The organism is Acidovorax sp. SRB_24, assembly GCF_012931925.1.
Map to the genome: position 1 here is coordinate 17,196 of NZ_MWOM01000026.1, position 17,710 is coordinate 34,905.

General features: G+C 69.0%; 14 protein-coding genes. 10 read left to right on the forward strand and 4 right to left on the reverse strand.

What is annotated here, in order from left to right:
- Both B2J89_RS11060 and B2J89_RS11065 read right to left on the reverse strand, forming a co-directional pair.
- On the reverse strand, positions 1 to 1,589 hold a 1,589-nt coding region (locus B2J89_RS11060), incomplete at its 3' end, for an MFS transporter (RefSeq protein ID WP_169169163.1).
- Positions 1,590 to 1,739: 150 nt separating this feature from the next.
- Positions 1,740 to 2,228, reverse strand: a complete 489-nt coding sequence (locus B2J89_RS11065) for an Lrp/AsnC family transcriptional regulator (protein WP_169169133.1) — start codon at positions 2,226 to 2,228, stop codon at positions 1,740 to 1,742.
- 151 nt (positions 2,229 to 2,379) lie between these two features.
- Between B2J89_RS11065 and B2J89_RS11070 the strand changes: the two genes are divergently transcribed.
- The 5 genes from B2J89_RS11070 (at position 2,380) to B2J89_RS11090 (ending at position 11,869) form a co-directional block, all read left to right on the forward strand.
- Positions 2,380 to 5,943 (forward strand): indolepyruvate ferredoxin oxidoreductase family protein, encoded by a 3,564-nt coding sequence (locus B2J89_RS11070; protein WP_169169134.1) that lies wholly within the window; start codon positions 2,380 to 2,382, stop codon positions 5,941 to 5,943.
- A gap of 316 nt (positions 5,944 to 6,259) precedes the next feature.
- Positions 6,260 to 6,595: a preprotein translocase subunit YajC gene (gene yajC, locus B2J89_RS11075; RefSeq protein WP_169169135.1), complete on the forward strand. Its 336-nt coding sequence runs from the start codon at positions 6,260 to 6,262 to the stop codon at positions 6,593 to 6,595.
- A 73-nt stretch (positions 6,596 to 6,668) separates the two neighbouring features.
- Positions 6,669 to 8,570: a protein translocase subunit SecD gene (secD, locus tag B2J89_RS11080; protein WP_169169136.1), complete on the forward strand. Its 1,902-nt coding sequence runs from the start codon at positions 6,669 to 6,671 to the stop codon at positions 8,568 to 8,570.
- Between the two features lie 14 nt (positions 8,571 to 8,584).
- On the forward strand, positions 8,585 to 9,538 hold the full coding sequence (gene secF / locus B2J89_RS11085) for a protein translocase subunit SecF (protein ID WP_169169137.1): 954 nt from the start codon (positions 8,585 to 8,587) through the stop codon (positions 9,536 to 9,538).
- 33 nt (positions 9,539 to 9,571) lie between these two features.
- Positions 9,572 to 11,869, forward strand: a complete 2,298-nt coding sequence (locus B2J89_RS11090; RefSeq protein WP_169169138.1) for a DUF1631 family protein — start codon at positions 9,572 to 9,574, stop codon at positions 11,867 to 11,869.
- Positions 11,870 to 11,903: 34 nt separating this feature from the next.
- Here the strand turns inward: B2J89_RS11090 and dprA are convergent, their stop codons facing one another.
- Together dprA and B2J89_RS11100 are read right to left on the reverse strand one after the other, a co-directional pair.
- Positions 11,904 to 13,061, reverse strand: a complete 1,158-nt coding sequence (dprA, locus tag B2J89_RS11095; RefSeq protein WP_169169164.1) for a DNA-processing protein DprA — start codon at positions 13,059 to 13,061, stop codon at positions 11,904 to 11,906.
- A gap of 63 nt (positions 13,062 to 13,124) precedes the next feature.
- Positions 13,125 to 14,339 carry a LysM peptidoglycan-binding domain-containing protein gene (locus B2J89_RS11100; protein ID WP_169169139.1) on the reverse strand — a complete coding sequence of 405 codons (1,215 nt, stop codon included), beginning with the start codon at positions 14,337 to 14,339 and terminating at the stop codon, positions 13,125 to 13,127.
- A gap of 179 nt (positions 14,340 to 14,518) precedes the next feature.
- Here B2J89_RS11100 and def point away from each other — a divergent pair, with 179 nt between their 5' ends.
- From def to B2J89_RS11125, 5 genes are read left to right on the forward strand one after another with little or no spacing between them, the layout of a single operon-like run.
- Positions 14,519 to 15,028, forward strand: a complete 510-nt coding sequence (def, locus tag B2J89_RS11105) for a peptide deformylase (RefSeq protein WP_169169140.1) — start codon at positions 14,519 to 14,521, stop codon at positions 15,026 to 15,028.
- Positions 15,025 to 15,531 carry a hypothetical protein gene (locus B2J89_RS11110; protein ID WP_169169141.1) on the forward strand — a complete coding sequence of 169 codons (507 nt, stop codon included), beginning with the start codon at positions 15,025 to 15,027 and terminating at the stop codon, positions 15,529 to 15,531. Before def ends, B2J89_RS11110 begins: the two co-directional genes overlap by 4 nt.
- 24 nt (positions 15,532 to 15,555) lie before the next feature.
- The gene (fmt, locus tag B2J89_RS11115) at positions 15,556 to 16,542 is read left to right on the forward strand and encodes a methionyl-tRNA formyltransferase (protein WP_169169142.1); all 987 of its coding nucleotides are present in this window, start codon (positions 15,556 to 15,558) and stop codon (positions 16,540 to 16,542) included.
- Entirely contained in the window at positions 16,539 to 17,339 is an 801-nt protein-coding gene (locus B2J89_RS11120; RefSeq protein WP_169169143.1) for an AzlC family ABC transporter permease, read from the forward strand. Before fmt ends, B2J89_RS11120 begins: the two co-directional genes overlap by 4 nt.
- Positions 17,336 to 17,671: an AzlD domain-containing protein gene (locus B2J89_RS11125; RefSeq protein ID WP_169169144.1), complete on the forward strand. Its 336-nt coding sequence runs from the start codon at positions 17,336 to 17,338 to the stop codon at positions 17,669 to 17,671. The genes B2J89_RS11120 and B2J89_RS11125 overlap by 4 nt, the downstream gene beginning before the upstream one ends.
- The last annotated feature ends 39 nt before the right edge of the window (positions 17,672 to 17,710 follow it).

Sequence of the window (17,710 nt, forward strand, 5' to 3'; positions counted from 1 at the left end):
CGGTCGAAGCGGCGCAGGTGCTCGGTCCACGACTCGTCCGTGACCTGCTCGACGTAGCGGGCCGGGTCCGAGAGGTCGTGCTGCAGCTGCCACGCCAGCGCGCCCTGGCGCAGGCGGCTGCGCCGGCTCTCCTGCATCAGCTTGCGGAAATCGGCGGCCCGGTCGGGGTGGATGAAGTACTCGATGGTGACGACCACCTTGCCCGAGTCGGGCGGCGTGCGTGCCACCGGCGCCTTGAAGGCCTGCGACGGGCTCAGGTCCTCCTCGATGTGGCGGTCGGCCACCACCCGTTGCACCAGCGCCATGGCGGCCACGCCCGTCACCGCCGCCAGCGCCAGGCTGGTGTGCACCGACGTGAGCGTGGCGACCTGGCCCCAGACGGCCGCGCCCAGCGCCGTCGCGCCCATGATGGCCATCTGGTAGATCGACATGCCGCGCGCGCGCACCCAGTTGGGCAGCGCCAGCTGGGCCGACACGCTCAGCGAGTTCGCCGTGGTGATCCAGGCCATGCCGCCCACCACCATGGCCGGCACGGCGATGTAGACGTTCGGCGCGATCGCCATGACGGCGGTCGAGGCCGCCTGCAGCAGCGCGCCGCGGAACACCAGCACATCGCGCGGCATGGCCTGGCGCAGGCGCGGCAGGAACATCGCCGCGGCGATGGCGCCCGCGCCCATCGAGGCTAGCAGCAGCGTGAACGTGCCCGCGCCGCCGCCGTCGAGCCCCTTGGCCACCAGCGGCAGCAGCGCCAGCATGGCGGTGGCGTGCAGGAAGAAGATGGCGATGCGCCACAGCACGCCGCGCATGCGCGGCGACTGGCGCACGAACTGCAGGCCCACGCGCATCGCGCTGCCCAGCTTTTCGCGCCCCAGCGGGCTCGGCACGTGCGTGCGGCGCCAGCGCATGATGACCAGGCCCGAGAGCACCGACAGCACCGCGTTGAGCACGAACACCCAGGCGCTGCCCGCGCTGGCGATGATAGCGCCGGCCAGCAGCGGGCCGATGATGCGCGAGGCATTCATCGCCACGCCGTTGAGCGCCAGCGCCGCCGGCAACTGCGGGCGGCTGACCAGCTCGGGCACGATGGCCGAGAACACCGGCCAGCGCATCGCCAGGCCGATGCCGTTGGCAAACGTCAGCGCCAGCAGCAGCGGCGCTGTCATGCCGCCGGCCAGCACGGCCCCGCAGAGCACCAGCGCCACGGCGGCGACCCAGAACTGCGTCGCGATGAAGTAGCGCCGCCGGTCGAGGATGTCCGCCAGCGCGCCGCTGGGCAGGCCGAGCAGGAACACCGGCAGCGTCGACGCCGACTGCACCAGCGCCACCAGGATGGGCGAGCTGGTGAGCGTGGTCATGAGCCAGGCGGCGGCGACGTCGTTCATCCACATGCAGGTGTTGGCGGCCATCCAGGTGAGCCAGAGCATGCGGAACACCGGCCGTGAGAGCGGCGCCAGCGGCGAGAGTTCGGCGCGTTCGGCGGCGCCCTGCGCCAGCTGCGCGGCCACTGCTGCTTCGGTGTGGTCGGCCGTGGCCGACGCGGTGGCGGCGACGGAATCGGGGGCGGAGGCGGGGTGCGGCATGGGGGGCATGAGGGCTCATTGTGCGCAACTGCGGCGCGGGGCGCTGGCGGGCCTGCCGGTGCCACGTCCGGCGCTCGGGAATGCGGCGTGGCGCACGCTAACAGCCAAATTGGCCTCCAGCCCTTGTCCAGTCAGCGCTGACAGCTATCGAAACAGGAGTCAGCGCGGGCCCGGCAGCCCGAGGTGCGCGAGCGGCAGCGCGCCGCCGGCCTTGACCTCGCCGAGCGAGAAGCTGGTGTGCATGTCCTTCACGTTGGGCAGGTTCAGCAGCACCTCGCGCGCGAACTGCGAGAAGCTCTCGAGGTCGCGCGCCACCACCTGCAGCTCGAAGGTGCCGGTGCCGCTGATGTAGTGGCACGAGACGACCTCGGGAATCTGCCGGATGGCCTCTTCCATCGCGCGCGTCAGGCCGCCGGTGCTGCGGTCGGCGTCCAGGCGCACGAAGGCCAGCACGCCCAGGCCGATCTTGTGGCGGTCGATCTCGGCGCGGTAGCCCAGGATGTAGCCGGCCTGCTCGAGCGCGCGCACGCGGCGCCAGCAGGGCGCCGCCGACAGCCCCACGCGCTGCGCCAGTTCGGCATTGGTCAGGCGCGCATCGGCCTGCAGCTCGTGCAGGATGGCCAGGTCGAATTTGTCGATCTGATTCATTTTTATGGCGCTCAGAGAAAGGATCTTTCCGAGCATAGCCAAAAGGCGGCAAAGAAAGCAAAGATTTACCGCGCGTTCCCCCCTAAACTGGCGGACCGAGCAGCGCCCGCCAAGAGGCGCCTTCCGTGACCCCCGCCGATGGAGACAACCCATGAACGCCCCTTTGCCCGAGCACGTCCGCCAGGCCCTCGAAACCGTCTCGCTCAACGACAAATATGCGCTGCCGCAGGGCCGCGCCTTCATGAGCGGCGTGCAGGCCCTGGTGCGCCTGCCCATGCTGCAGCGCCAGCGCGACGCCGCCGCGGGGCTGAACACCGCCGGCTTCATCAGCGGCTACCGCGGCAGCCCGCTGGGCACCTATGACCAGTCGCTGTGGGCCGCCAGGAAGCACCTGGCCGACAACCACATCGTCTTCCAGCCCGGCGTGAACGAGGAGCTCGGCGCCACCGCGGTCTGGGGCACGCAGCAGCTCGACCTGTACCCGCAGAGCAAGAAGTACGACGGCGTCTTCGGCATCTGGTACGGCAAGGGCCCGGGCGTGGACCGCTGTTCGGACGTGTTCAAGCACGCCAACATGGCGGGCACGGCGCAGCACGGCGGCGTGATCGCGATTGCCGGCGACGACCACATCAGCAAGAGCAGCACCGCGCCGCACCAGAGCGACCACATCTTCAAGGCGTGCGGCACGCCGGTGTTCTTCCCGAGCAATGTGCAGGACATCCTCGACATGGGCCTGCACGCGTTTGCCATGAGCCGCTTCTCGGGCCTGTGGTCGGGCATGAAGACGATCCAGGAGGTCGTCGAGTCGTCCGCCAGCATCTCGATCGACCCCGAGCGCGTGAAGATCATCACGCCCGACGACTTCGCGATGCCGCCTGGCGGCCTGCACATCCGCTGGCCCGACGCGCCGCTCGAGCAGGAGGCGCGCCTGATGGACTACAAGTGGTACGCCGCGCTGGCCTACATCCGCGCCAATAAGCTCAACTACAACGTGATCGCAGGGCCGCACGACCGCTTCGGCCTGATCGCCAGCGGCAAGGCCTTCAACGACACGCGCCAGGCGCTGGTCGACCTGGGGCTGGACGATGCCACCTGCCGCCAGCTCGGCATCCGCCTGCACAAGGTCAACGTGGTCTGGCCGCTCGAAGCCACGATCACGCGCGATTTCGCCCAGGGCCTGCAGGAGATCCTGGTGGTCGAGGAAAAGCGCCAGGTCATCGAATACCAGATCAAGGAAGAGCTCTACAACTGGCGCGCCGATGTGCGCCCGACGGTGCTGGGCAAGTTCGACGAGCAGGAGGGCGACGCCTCGGGCGGCGAATGGTCGGTGCCCAACCCGGGCCAGAACTGGCTGCTGCGCGCCAAGGCCGACCTGACGCCGGCGCTGATTGCGCGCGCCATCGCCAAACGCCTGCACAAGCTCGGCGTGCCGCAGGAGATTGCCGCGCGCATGGACGCGCGCCTGGCCATCCTCGACGCCAAGGAGCGCGCGCTGACCGAGGTCGGGGGCGAGGCCGGCGAGCGCGCGCCCTGGTTCTGCAGCGGCTGCCCGCACAACACCAGCACGCGCGTGCCCGAGGGCTCGCGTGCGGTGGCCGGCATCGGCTGCCACTACATGGCGCTGTGGATGGACCGCTCGACCAGCACCTTCACGCAGATGGGCGGCGAGGGCGTGACCTGGGTCGGCCAGGCACCGTTCACGAAGGACGCGCACGTGTTCGCCAACCTGGGCGACGGCACCTACTTCCACAGCGGCCTGCTGGCGATCCGCCAAGCAATAGCGGCCGGCGTCAACATCACCTACAAGATCCTCTACAACGACGCCGTCGCCATGACCGGCGGCCAGCAGGTCGGCGAGCGGCCCGAGGGCCACTCGGTGCTGCAGATCATGAACAGCGTCAAGGCCGAGGGCGCGGCGCGGACCGTGATCGTGACCGATGAGCCGCAGAAGTACGACGGCGCGCCGCTGGCCGAGGGCGTCACGGTGCACCACCGCAGCGACCTCGACCGCATCCAGCGCGAGCTGCGCGAGGTGCCCGGCTGCACGGTGCTGATCTACGACCAGACCTGCGCCACCGAGAAGCGCCGGCGCAGGAAGCGCGGCACGCTGGCCACGCCGAACAAGACCGTGGTCATCAACGAGCTGGTGTGCGAGGGCTGCGGCGACTGCTCGGTCCAGTCGAACTGCCTGTCGGTCGAGCCGGTGGAGACACCGTTCGGCCGCAAGCGCCGCATCAACCAGAGCACCTGCAACAAGGACTATTCCTGCGTCAACGGCTTCTGCCCGAGCTTTGTCACGGTCGAGGGCGGAACGCTGAAAAAGCCCAAGAAGGAAAAGAAGGGCGACCTGGCCAGCCTGCCCGCCATCCCCGAGCCCGTGCTGCCGGTGGCCGATGCCGCCTGGGGCATCGTGACCGGCGGCGTCGGCGGCACGGGCGTGATCACCATCGGCTCGCTGCTGGGCATGGCCGCGCACCTCGACGGCAAGGGCGTGGTCACGCAGGACGCGGGGGGCCTGGCGCAAAAGGGCGGCGCCACCTGGAGCCATGTCCAGATCGCCAACCGCCCCGAGTCCCTCTACACGACCAAAGTCGACATGGCCAAGGCCGACCTGGTGATTGGCTGCGATCCGATCGTGGCCGCCCACAAGGCCACGCTGGCCGTGATGCAGCCCGGACGCACCTATGTGGCGCTGAACTCGCACGGCACGCCGACGGCGGCGTTTGTCACCAACCCGGACTGGCAGTTTCCGGGCGGCCAGTGCGAGAGCGCCATCGCGGCGGCCGTGGGCGCCGACCGCGTGGGCAGCTTCGACGCCGAGCAGGTGGCGGTGCAGGCGCTGGGCGACAGCATCTACACCAACCCGCTGATGCTCGGCTACGCCTGGCAGAAGGGCCGCGTGCCGCTGTCGCATGCGTCGCTGATGCGCGCCATGGAACTCAACGGCGTGCAGGTGGACAACAACAAGGCCGCCTTCGAGTGGGGCCGGCGCTGCGCGCACGACCTGCCGGCCGTGCTGGCGCTGCTGCAGCCCGCGCAGGTGATCGCGTTCGTCAAGAAGCCGTCTCTCGCCGACACGCTGGCGCTGCGCACCGGCTTCCTTACCGGCTACCAGAACGCCGCCTATGCGGCCGAGTACCAGGCCTTCGTCGAGAAGGTGCAGGCGGCCGAAGCGCCGCTCGGCCGTGGCACGCGCCTGGCCGAGGCCGTGGCGCGCTCGCTGTTCAAGCTGATGGCCTACAAGGACGAGTACGAGGTCGCGCGCCTGCACACCGACCCGGCCTTCACCGAGAAGATCGCCAGCATGTTCGAAGGCGATTACAAGATCGTCCACCACCTGGCGCCGCCCCTGACCGCGAAGAAAAACGACAAGGGCGAGCTCGTCAAGCAGCCGTTCGGCCCGTGGGTGCGCAACGCCTTCGGCATGCTGGCCAGGATGAAAGGCCTGCGCGGCACGGCCCTGGACCTGTTCGGCAAGACCGCCGAGCGCCGGATGGAGCGCGCGCTGGTCCAGGAGTACCGCGCCTGCATCGAGGCCCTGCTGCATGCGCTCACCGCCGAGCGCCTGGCGCTGGCCGTCGAGATCGCGTCCATCCCCGAGGACATCCGCGGCTACGGCCACGTCAAGGAGCGCCACCTGCACGCCGCGCGCGCCAAGTGGGAGGGCCTGCTGGCGCAGTGGAACAGCCCCGCGCCCGCGCGCGCGGCGGCCTGAGTGCCGGGCGGCGCCGCGCCGCCCGCGCCCCCCGGGCCGCCCTGGCGGTGCGACCGCTGCCTTGCGGGCGCCGCCGGGGTTTATTTTTGCTATCAATAGAGTAGCTATGAGCGCTTGATGGGTAAGCTTTTGGCGCTGTTTTGGTGGATATTTCGTGCGCCAGGGCCGTGCCGGACCGGCCCCGGAATACCCCGTGCGTGCGCCGGGGGATACGCGGCAGGCGCCGCATACAATCTGCCTTTTCCGTCCAGGCAGGCGCTGTGGTGCAGGCCGGGTCAGGTGTTTCCTTTTTTGACCCTTCTGTTGGGAGTTTGCCGTGTTCATTTCTTCAGCCTTTGCCCAGACCGCCCCTGCAGCCGCCGCCGGCGGCGGCGACATGATGTCGTCCCTCACCGGCATGCTGCCGCTGGTCCTGATGTTCGTGGTGCTGTACTTCGTCATGATCCGCCCGCAGATGAAGCGCCAGAAAGAGCACCGCGCCATGGTCGAGGCGATTGCCAAGGGCGACGAGGTCGTGGTCGGCGGCGGCATGCTGGGCCGGGTTTCGCGCCTGTCCGAGCAGTACCTGCACGTGGAAATCGCCAATGGCGTCGAAGTGCAGGTGCAGCGCTCGGCCGTGGTGCAGGTGCTGCCCAAGGGCACCATCAAGTAAATCGCCGCTGCCCCTTCGCTGGCGCGCCCCGCGGGGCGCCCGCTTTCATTGTTCCTGAGGTTAAAGCGCGATCATGAACCGTTACCCGGTCTGGAAGTACGCGATCATTGTGGTCGCGCTGCTGGTGGGGGTCTTGTACACCCTGCCCAATTTCTTTGGTGAAGCCCCGGCCGTGCAGGTGTCTTCGGTCAAGGCCACCGTCAAGGTGGACGCCGCGCTGCAGCAGCGCGTGCAGGAGGCGCTGGACGCCGCCGGCGTGCAGCCCGACCTGATCGGCCTGGATGGCGGCTCGGTGCGCGCGCGCTTTGACACGCCCGACACCCAACTTAAGGCCAAGGACGCGATCCAGAAGGCCCTGGTGCCCGATCCGGAGGATCCACAGTACATCGTGGCGCTCAACTTGGTCTCGCGCTCGCCCGCCTGGCTCACGGCACTGCATGCCGCGCCCATGTACCTGGGCCTGGACCTGCGCGGTGGCGTGCACTTCATGCTGCAGGTGGACATGCAGACCGCGCTGACCAAGAAGGCCGAGTCGTATGCGGGCGACATCCGCACGGCGCTGCGCGACAAGAACATCCGCCATGGCGGCATCAGCCGCGACGGCCAGACCATCGACATCAAGGTGCGCGACGAGGCCATGCTGGCGGCCGCGCGCAACCTGATCGCCGACCAGTTCCCGGACCTGGCGGTCACCTCCAGCCCCGACGGCGAGGGCATGCGCCTGCGCGCCGCGATCAAGCCCGAGGCGCTGCGCAAGGTGCAGGAGCAGGCGCTCAAGCAGAACATGGTCACGCTGCACAACCGCATCAACGAGCTCGGCGTGGCCGAGCCCGTGATCCAGCAGCAGGGGCTGGACCGCATCGTCGTGCAGCTGCCGGGCGTGCAGGACACGGCCAAGGCCAAGGACATCCTGGGCCGCACCGCCACCCTCGAAGTGCGCATGGTCGACGAGGGATCGGACGCCCGTGCCGCCGAGCTGGGCTCGGGCCCGGTGCCGTTCGGCGACGAAAAATACCTCGACCGCAACGGCCAGGCCGTGATCGTCAAGAAGCAGGTCGTGCTCACGGGCGAGAACCTGACCGACGCCCAGCCCGGCTTTGACAGCCAGACCCAGGAACCCACCGTGAACCTCACGCTGGACGCCAAGGGCTCGCGCATCTTCAAGGACATCACGCGCGAGAACGTCGGCAAGCGCATGGCCATCGTGCTGTTTGAAAAGGGCAAGGGCGAAGTGGTGACGGCACCTGTGATCCGCTCCGAGATCGGCGGCGGGCGCGTGCAGATCTCGGGCCGCATGACCTCCATGGAGGCCAACGACACGGCGCTGCTGTTGCGCGCGGGATCGCTCGCCGCGCCGATGGAAATCATCGAGGAATACACCATCGGCCCGAGCCTGGGCGCAGACAACATTGACCGCGGTATCCACAGCGTGGTCTGGGGCATGGTCGTCATTGCCGCCTTCATGTGCATCTACTACGCGCTGTTCGGGGTGTTCTCGACCGTGGCGCTGTCCGTGAACGTGCTGCTGCTGATGGCCATCCTGTCGATGCTGCAGGCCACGCTCACGCTGCCCGGCATCGCCGCCATGGCCCTGGCCATCGGTGTGGCCATCGACTCGAACGTGCTGATCAACGAGCGCATCCGCGAGGAGCTGCGCGCGGGCGCCACGCCGCAGGCCGCCATCCATGCGGGCTACGAGCGCGCCTGGGCCACCATCCTGGACTCGAACGTGACCACGCTGATCGCGGGCCTGGCACTGCTGGCCTTCGGCTCGGGCCCGGTGCGCGGCTTTGCGGTGGTGCACTGCATCGGCATCCTGACCAGCATGTTCTCTGCCGTGTTCTTCTCGCGCGGCCTGGTGAACCTCTGGTACGGTCGCCAGAAAAAGCTCAAGAGCGTGTCCATCGGCCAGGTCTGGAAGCCTGAAGACGCATCGCAGTTGCGTTCTGTCGCCGCCCGTGGCGATAACAACTAACGAAAGGGAAAGACATGGAGTTTTTCCGCATCCGCAAAGACATTCCGTTCATGAAGTACGCGTTGGTGCTCAACGCGATCTCCTTCATCACCTTCGCGCTGGCGGTCTTCTTCCTGGTCACGCGCGGCCTGCACCTGTCGGTGGAGTTCACGGGCGGCACGGTCATGGAAGTGGCCTACACGCAGACGGCCGACATCGGCAAGGTGCGCGACACGGTCTCGTCCCTGGGCTACACCGACGTGGTGGTGCAGAGCTTCGGCACCTCGCGCGACGTGATGATCCGCCTGCCCGTGCAAAAGGGCGTCACATCGGCGCAGCAAAGCGAGCAAGTGCTCACGGCCCTCAAGGCCGGCGACCCGCAGGTGACGCTGCGCCGTACCGAGTTCGTCGGTCCGCAGGTGGGCGAGGAGCTGGTGCACGGCGGCCTCATGGCGCTGGGCATGGTGGTGCTGGGCATCGTGATCTACCTGGCCTTGCGGTTTGAGTGGAAGTTCGGTGTCGCCGCCATCGTTGCCAACCTGCACGACGTGGTCATCATCCTGGGCTTCTTTGCGTTCTTCCAGTGGGAGTTCTCGCTGTCGGTGCTGGCTGGCGTGCTGGCGGTGCTGGGCTATTCGGTGAACGAGTCGGTGGTGATCTTCGACCGTATCCGCGAAGCCTTCCGCAAGTTCCGCAAACTCAGCACGCACGAGGTGATCGACCATGCCATCACCTCGACCATGAGCCGCACCATCATCACGCACGCGTCGACCGAGGCCATGGTGCTGTCCATGTTCTTCTTCGGCGGTCCTAGCCTGCACTATTTCGCGTTGGCGCTGACCATCGGCATCCTGTTCGGTATCTACTCCTCGGTGTTCGTGGCGGCGTCGCTGGCCATGTGGCTCGGCGTCAAGCGCGAAGACCTTGTCAAGACCGTGCGCAAGGACGAGGGCGACCCCAGCGATCCGAACGCGGGTGCCACCGTATAGCCGGGCAGGCGCGCTCGGTACTAATATCCGGCCATGCACACCTCGGCCCCGCCCCCCACCCAGCACAGGCTCGCGGGGGCGGTGCGCCGGCAGTTTGTCGAAGGCTTGGCGTCCGGCCTGGCGGGGCTGGACAAGGCCTTGCTGGAGTTCTTAGCCACGCTAATGTCCCAGACGGGCACGCAGCGCCAGACGCAGGAGCGGCGCGATGCCTGGATGGAGTACCAGGCACACCGCGCCGCCTGGGTGCAGGCCCTGGGCAGCGCCTGGCGTGTGGAGGCCCTCGCCGCGCCTGCTGCGGCCCCCACCACCCGCCGTGGTTTGCCGGCCGACACGGGCTTCGAGCTGCTCAGCGACGACGTCGTCGAAAACAAGATCCTGGCTTCGCGCATCGCGCTGACCGTGATGGAGCAGGTCAGTACCGCGTTCGACGCACTGCGGCTGCGGCTGCGTGCGCTCGAAGGCCGCGAGTTGCCCGACAGCGACATGCTGCGCCCCGAGGCGCTGAGCCTGGCGCTGGTCGAGCAATGGGTGCAGGCAGGGCTGCAGCGCGCCGACCTGCAGCGCGTGGTGGACCCCTTGCAGCGGGAACTGGCGGCGCTGGTGCAAGGCCTCTACCAGGCGGGCAACGATTTTCTGGCCGCGCAGGGCGTGGCACCGCAGCAGGATCTGCGGGTGCGCGTCAGCCACGCGGCCGTGCCACCGTCCCGCAGTGGACAGGACAGCCTGGCGTCGCAGGCGCTGGCGCAGTCGCAGGAGGCTGTCAGCACGGCACGCGGGCCGGCGCCGGCGCACCTGTCGCAGATGGGCATGGTGGCCGCCCCCGGCCTCACACCCCTGGCGCGCGCGCGCCAGCGGGCCTTGAGCGTCATGGGCCAGCTGCGGCGGCTGCTCACCGAGCCGTCCATGGGCTACGACATGATGCACGCAGCGCCCGCGTCGGCCGCTTTGGCGCATGCGCTGGCAGTGCACCGGGTGCAGGCCGAAACCTACTACAGCACGGTCGGCACGCTGGTGGAAGATTACAGCCCGGCCGCGGTCGTGCAGCTGGCCGGGACGGTGCGTGAGCGCTCCGCCCAGCTCAAGAAGGCAGCGGCCACGGACAGCGAGAAGGCCATCATTGAAGTCGTGGCCTTGATGTTCCAGAGCATCCTCTCTGAAGACCGCATACCGTCTGCGGTGCGCGTGTGGTTTGCGCGCCTGCAGGTCCCCGTGCTGCGCGTGGCGCTGGCCGAACCCGAGTTCTTCAGCAATCTCAACCATCCGGCGCGCCAACTCATCGACCGCATGGGCGCGTGTGTGCTCGGGTTTGATGCCACGTCCATCGGTGGCAGTGCACTGGAGGCCGAGATCCGCCGTGTTGTGCAGGTGATCGAGCAGTACCCCGAGACCGGGCGGCGCGTGTTCCAGCTGGTGCACAACGAATTCGAGAAATTTCTCGCCAAATTCCTGACCGAGAAACAGGCTACGTCCCGGCTGGCCAGCGTGGCGCAGCAGGTGGAGCAACGGGAGACGCTGGCCGTTCAATACACCATCGAGCTGCGCACCATGCTCAAGGACATGCCGGTGCGCGACGAAATCCGCGAATTCCTGTTCAAGACCTGGACGGAGGTGCTGGCGCTCTCGGCGGTGCGCGATGGCGCCCAGCATGCCGATACGCTGGCGTTCAAGCGCACGGCGGCCGACCTGGTGTGGGCCGCCAGCGCCAAGCCCCACCGCAGCGACCGCGCCCAGGTCATCCAGTCCCTGCCGGGGCTGTTGCAGCGCCTGCGCCAGGGATTGGCCCTCATCGGGATGGTCGGAGCGGCGCAAGATGCGCAGATCAAGGTGCTGACCGACACGCTCGCAGAAGCCTTCGTGGCCAAGACGGCCTCCATTCCCCCCGAGCACATCGAGGCCATGGCGCGCCGTCTGGAGCACCTGGAAGACTTTATCGACGATGCCGCCGCGCTCGGGGACTTTCCGCTCGATGCAGACCACATCGAGATGATGCTGGGCATCGATGCCTCGTCCATCCACGTGCTGGCCGACACTGGCGCGCCAGTGGACGAGGCCATGGTGCAGTGGGCGCAGGCGCTGCCGCTGGGCACCTGGTTCACGCTCGACCACACGGGCGCCAGTGCCCAGGTGCAGTACGCCTGGCACAGCCAGCGCAGGCAACTGCACCTGTTTGCCGCGCCCGATGGCAGCACCTACCTGATTCAGCTGCGCCGCCTCGGGGCTTATCTGCAGGCGGGTCTGCTGGTGGCCCAGGAAGAAGAGGGCCTGACGGTGCGCGCCACGCGCGATGCGCTGGCCAAGATCGACGCCAACCCCGAGCGGCTGCTGGGCTGAGCGCAGGCGCCACCGCCGGGCTGCGGCGCTGCCTTCAGGCCCGTGCCAAACGCTGGAACAAGGCCCCGGGCAAACGCGCCACCACGCCCGCCAGTTCGAGGTCCAGCAGCTGGACCTGCAGCGTCGCCGTATCGAGCCCGGTGCGCGCCTGCAGCGCGTCCAGGCCCACAGGGTCAAACCCCAGCGCGCGCAGCAGCGGACTGTCGGGCTCCTGCACCTCCTCGGGGAGCGGGCAGGCCTCGGCGGCCGGGGGCGGCGGTGCCAGCCGCAGTTCTTCGAGCACATCTTGGGCCGATTCCACGAGCTTGGCGCCTTGCCGGAGCAGGGCGTGGCAGCCGCGCGACTGCGGAGCGTGGATGGAGCCGGGGATGGCAAACACCTCGCGCCCCTGTTCTGCCGCCAGCCGGGCCGTGATCAGCGAGCCCGAGGCCGTGGCAGCCTCCACCACCAAGGTGCCCAGGGACAGCCCGGCAATGATGCGGTTGCGCTTGGGGAAGTTGCCTGGCAGCGGCGCTGTGCCCAGCGGGTATTCGCTCACCAGCACGCCCCGCGCGGCGATGCGGTGGGCCAGATCGAGGTGGCGGCGCGGATAGACGCGGTCCAGGCCGGTGCCTACGACCGCCACGGTGGCGGGCATGGGATCGGCGTCGGTGGAGGCCTCCAGTGCGCCTTCGTGGGCGGCCGCGTCCACGCCCAGCGCGAGTCCCGAGACAATGACCAGCCCGCTCGCACGCAGGGCGCGGGCGAACTGCCGCGCGTTTTCCTGCCCTTGGGCCGTGGGGTTGCGGCTGCCCACCATGGCCAGGCAGTGGTGCGTGGGAAAGGGAGTGCCCTGGGGGCCGATGAAGCGGTCTGGGCCCAGCAGGTAGAGCAGCAGCGGCGGGTCCTGCGTTTCCAGCAGCAGGCGCGGGTAGCGCGGATCGCCCAGCGCCACGATGGCGCGCGCGGGCCCGGCAGCGGGTGCGGTGTGCAGCCATTGCCAGGTGGTTTCCACCAAGGCCGGCAGGCCATCGGGTTCGCGCAGCAGCGCGTGTGCCTGGGCCGGTGTCACGCACTGCTGCAGGGCTTGGCCGGACTGCCCAAAAATGCGCTGCGGCAGCCCGAACGTGCCCAGCAGGCGGCGCGCCGCCGCGTCGCCCACGCCGGGCGTCAGGGTCAGCCTCAGCCACGCAGCGAGTTCATCGCGCTCCAGCGGCAGGGAGGCCGCCGAAGAGGGAGCCATGTCGCAGGGCGCCACCACTGCAGCCGGTCCGGTTCAGCGCGGATTGACGAGCCGGTCGCCCACGCGCACGGTGTTGCGCACGTCCAGAATCAGCGCGTAAGAGACGCGGTCAAAGGTGCGGAACACCATGGCCATGCCATTGCTCTCGCTGGGCAGCTGGATGATGGCTTTTGCCGGGTCGGTGCGGTCCTTGAGGCGCTCGCCCTGGGTGAGCAGGTTCAGTACGTGGCCCGATTCCATGCCGTCGCGCTCACCGCGGTTGATGGCGATGACCTGGTTCTGCGCCGCGTTCGCGACGGCGGTGCTGCCATAGATGGACACCACGCGCGCGTCAACAGCGCCTTGCGGGGCGCGGGGCGTGTAGCTGGAGAAGGCGCGGGCGGGTGCGGGCAGAAGCCGGTCGCCCGCGCGGACTTCTTCCTTGCTGGCGCGGATGTCGACGGTGGCCGGAACCTGTTCGGTTGCCTTGCCGTCCGCGGCCGGCGCCTCGGTCTCGCTGCGCACCAGTTCCGCCTGCCCCAGGTACTGGGCCTCGTAGCCCAGCACCTCGCCGCTCAGCGGGTCTTGGAGGGCCACCGCGTTGCGGAAGATGCGGTAAAAGCGCGGCACGCCGGCCGCCACCCGCAGCGGCGCGGCGGCCGTGCCGCGCGCATAGGCGCGGTCACCGCTGCTCATGAGCACGCGCTGGTCGACGGTGGCGACAATGCGCGGCGCATGCTCCAGCGTTTGCGCATCGACCACCAGGGGCTCGACCAGGAAGGGCTCGATCAGGTGGGGCTGCAGCGTGGGCAGCGCGGAATCGGACAGGCTGTCGCTGCGCGTGCGCGGTGACACGCGCACGGTTTCGGGCGTTCCCGCTGCGAGGGTGCTCAGACGGGCGTAGCCGCCGCGCTTTTCCAGGTACAGCGTCTGGCCCGGGAAGATCAGGTGCGGGTTGGGAATGGCCTGCAGGTTCATGCCCCACAGCTCGGGCCAGCGCCAGGGCCGCCGCAGGTACAGGCCCGAAATGCCCCACAGGGTATCGCCGCGCTGGACGACGTAGCGGTCCGGGGCCTGGGGTGCGAGTTCGCTGAGGGGAATGCCCTGGTGCGCGACCTGCTGGGCCGTGGCACGCTGGTCGGCGGTGACCGGAAAGGTCTGGGCCTGCAGTGGCGCGGCCAGAGTGGCTGCGGCAAGCAAGGTCAGTGCGCCCACGGTGGCCCGCTGCGCGCGGCGAAACGCCGCCGTGTAGTTATTTTTTTGATGCATTGCTGAACGCCCCCTCGCTGGCGCCGCTCGCGTCCCGGGTGCCGGTCGCAGCAGCTGTATACGTGACAATCCACCGAGGATTCTCGGCGCAAGGCCTTGATTGGGCAATGATTATTGGCTGCTTGCGCTGCGCGCGGCGGCAAAAGTGGCGAAAATAGCGACAGCTTTTTCTGGTCGCCATGGCAATCCTTCCCATTCTTTGTTATCCCGATCCCCGCCTGCACACTGTCGCCCGCCCGGTGCAGGCGGTGGACGAGCGCATCCGGCTGCTGGTCTCCGACATGCTGGCCACCATGTACGACGCCCATGGCATCGGTTTGGCCGCCACCCAGGTGGACGTGCACGAGCGGGTGATCGTGATCGACGTCTCTGAAGAGCGCGATCAGCCTCTGGTCGTCATCAACCCCGAAATCGTCTGGGCCAGCGCCGAGAAGGTCGTGGGCGACGAAGGCTGCCTGTCGGTGCCCGGCATCTACGACGGCGTGGAGCGCTCCACGGCCGTGCATGTGCGCGCGCTCGACGGCGAGGGCCAGCCGCGCACGATCGAGGCCGACGGCCTGCTGGCGGTCTGCCTGCAGCACGAGATGGACCACCTGCTGGGCAAGGTGTTCGTCGAATACCTCTCGCCGCTCAAACGCAACCGCATCAAGACCAAGATGGTCAAGGCGCAGCGCGAGGCCCGCGCATGAGCCGCGCAGCAGGCCCCATCTGGCGCGTCCTGGCCGGCACGGCGCTGGCACTGCTGCTGCTGGCCTGCGCTTCGCCAGACTTTGAGCGCCCTGGCGCAAGCCGCGCCGAGGTGCTTGCCCGCCTGGGTGCGCCGGCCGGCACATCGCCCCTGCCGGGCGGCGGCGAGCGGCTGCTCTACACCACACAGCCGGCTGGCTACAGGGCATTCCACATGGATTTCGACGCGAACGGGCGCCTGGTGCACACGGAGCAGGTTTTCACGTTTGCGCAGTTCTCGTCGGTGGTGCCGGGGCAGTGGACCGTGGCCGACGTGCAGCGCACCTTTGGCCTGCCGATGCTCGTGGAGCGCGTTGCGCGTTTTGACGGCGACATCTGGACCTACCGCTTCCTCGACGACTTCTCCACGCGCCGCCAGGCCCACATCCACATCGACCGCGGCGGCGTCGTGCGCATGGTGATGTTCACCGACGAGCCTGTGCCTGGCGATGACCGCATGCCCTGAGAGCGGCGTGCTGCACCCCTGTCCATGAAGATCATTTTTGCCGGCACCCCCGAATTCGCCCGCGTGGCACTGCAGCGGCTGCTGGAAGGGGGCTTCGAGGTGCCGCTGGTGCTGACCCAGCCCGACCGCCCGGCCGGGCGCGGCATGAAGCTGCAGGCTTCGCCTGTCAAGCAATTTGCGCTGGAGCGCGGCATCGCGGTCGCGCAGCCGCGCAGTCTGCGCCTGGACGGCAAATACCCCGAGGACGCTGCGGCGGCGCATGCCGCCCTGGTGGCGGCGGGCGCCGATGCGATGGTGGTGGCTGCCTATGGGCTCATCCTGCCGCAGTGGGTGCTGGACCTGCCCGCGCGCGGCTGCCTCAACATCCATGCCAGCCTGCTGCCGCGGTGGCGCGGCGCGGCGCCGATCCACCGGGCCATCGAGGCCGGCGACCCCGAGACCGGCGTGACCATCATGCAGATGGATGCGGGCCTGGACACGGGCGACATGCTGCTGGCCGGGACGACCGCGATCGCCGCCAGCGACACCACAGCCACGCTGCACGACCGGCTTGCGGAGCTCGGCGGGCGCCTGGTGGTCCAGGCGCTGGAGCTCGCCGCCAGCGGCGGCCTGCGGCCCGTGCCGCAGCCGGCGCAGGGCGTGACCTACGCGCACAAGATCGACAAGGCCGAAAGCGGCATCGACTGGGCGCAGCCCGCGCAGGCCATTGGCCGGCGCATCCGCGCATTCGATCCGTTTCCGGGTGCCAGCACCACGCTGGGGACCGATGTGATCAAGGTGTGGGACTATGAAATTAATAGCTATCAGCGCTTATATGGCGTGCGTTGTGGGCAGATTTTGTCTGTCAATGCAGCGGGCGTGACCGTGGCCTGCGGCGAAGGCGCGCTGCGCCTCACGGTGCTGCAGCGCGCGGGGGGCAAGCGCCTGCCGGTGGCCGACTTCCTGCGCGGGTTCGATCTGCAGCCCGGCATGGTGCTGGGTCCGGTGTCCGCCGCCGAGCCGACCGCATGACGGCGCTGCGCGCCACCGTGCGCAGCCCCTTCTTCCGCCAGGGGGTGTCGGACATGGTGGGCACGGGTGTCGGTGTCGGTGCCTGGGGCCTGGTGACGGGCGTGGCCATGGTCAAGAGCGGCATGTCCGTGCCCCTGGCGCTGGCGATGTCGCTGCTGGTGTACGCGGGCAGCGCGCAGCTGGCGGTGATCCCCTTGCTGGCCACGGGCGCGCCCCTGTGGGTGGTCTGGCTCACGGCCTCGTGCGTCAACCTGCGCTTCGTGATCTTCAGCAGCATGTGGCGCACCTATTTTCAGCACCTGCCGCTGCGCCAGCGCCTGGCGGTGGGGTATTTCAGCGGCGACGTGATCTTCGTGGCCTTCATGAAGCGTTACCCGCACCCGGTGCCGGAGCCCAGCCAGGTGCCCTATTTCTGGGGCGCGGCCTCGCTCAACTGGCTGTCGTGGCAGCTGCCCTCGATCGCCGGCATTCTGTTGGCCAACGTGGTGCCGCTGTCGTGGGGCCTCGGGTTCGCGGGGGTGCTGGCCTTGCTGGGCGTGCTGCTGTCGCTGCTGTTCGACCGTGCCACGTGGCTGGCCACGGGCGTGGCGGCCACGGCGGCCATCGCCGCCTTTGCGCTGCCGCTCAAGCTCAACATCCTGGTGGCGATCGCGGCCGCCGTGGCCGCCGGTCTGCTGATCGAGGCGGTGGACCGGCGCCGCCCGCATGCGGTGCCGCCCGTGCCCCTGGACGGCCCCGAACCGCCCACGGCACCGGACGGCGAGACCGTGGCACTGGGCAGGGAGGAACGGCCATGAACGGGGAGTGGGCCTGGCCGCTGCTGGCCATCGTGGGCCTGGCGGTCATCACCCTGCTGACCCGCGCGTTCTTCATGCTGCCCGAGCGCGAGCTGCCCATGCCGGACTGGCTCAAGCGCGGGCTCAAATACGCTCCCCTGGCGGCGCTCACGGCCGTGATCGCGCCCGAGATCCTCATGGCGCAGGGCGCGTTCATCGCCACCTGGCAGGACGCGCGCCTGCCGGCGGCGTTGTGCGCCGCAGCCTATTATTTCTGGCGCCGCGGCATCCTTGGCACCATCGTGGTCGGGATGGCGGTGTACCTGCCGCTGCACATCGCGCTGGGCTGGTAGCCGGAGCGGCGCGCGGGGGCGCCTGCCTACAATGGCAGC

What these genes read in the sequence shown, in the direction of transcription:
- B2J89_RS11065 (WP_169169133.1), bottom strand. Translation starts at nt 2,228, where the DNA reads ATGAATCAGATCGACAAATTCGACCTGGCCATCCTGCACGAGCTGCAG.
- B2J89_RS11070 (WP_169169134.1), top strand. Translation starts at nt 2,380, where the DNA reads ATGAACGCCCCTTTGCCCGAGCACGTCCGCCAGGCCCTCGAAACCGTC.
- secD (WP_169169136.1), top strand. Translation starts at nt 6,669, where the DNA reads ATGAACCGTTACCCGGTCTGGAAGTACGCGATCATTGTGGTCGCGCTG.
- secF (WP_169169137.1), top strand. Translation starts at nt 8,585, where the DNA reads ATGGAGTTTTTCCGCATCCGCAAAGACATTCCGTTCATGAAGTACGCG.
- B2J89_RS11090 (WP_169169138.1), top strand. Translation starts at nt 9,572, where the DNA reads ATGCACACCTCGGCCCCGCCCCCCACCCAGCACAGGCTCGCGGGGGCG.
- B2J89_RS11100 (WP_169169139.1), bottom strand. Translation starts at nt 14,339, where the DNA reads ATGCATCAAAAAAATAACTACACGGCGGCGTTTCGCCGCGCGCAGCGG.
- def (WP_169169140.1), top strand. Translation starts at nt 14,519, where the DNA reads ATGGCAATCCTTCCCATTCTTTGTTATCCCGATCCCCGCCTGCACACT.
- B2J89_RS11110 (WP_169169141.1), top strand. Translation starts at nt 15,025, where the DNA reads ATGAGCCGCGCAGCAGGCCCCATCTGGCGCGTCCTGGCCGGCACGGCG.
- fmt (WP_169169142.1), top strand. Translation starts at nt 15,556, where the DNA reads ATGAAGATCATTTTTGCCGGCACCCCCGAATTCGCCCGCGTGGCACTG.
- B2J89_RS11120 (WP_169169143.1), top strand. Translation starts at nt 16,539, where the DNA reads ATGACGGCGCTGCGCGCCACCGTGCGCAGCCCCTTCTTCCGCCAGGGG.
- B2J89_RS11125 (WP_169169144.1), top strand. Translation starts at nt 17,336, where the DNA reads ATGAACGGGGAGTGGGCCTGGCCGCTGCTGGCCATCGTGGGCCTGGCG.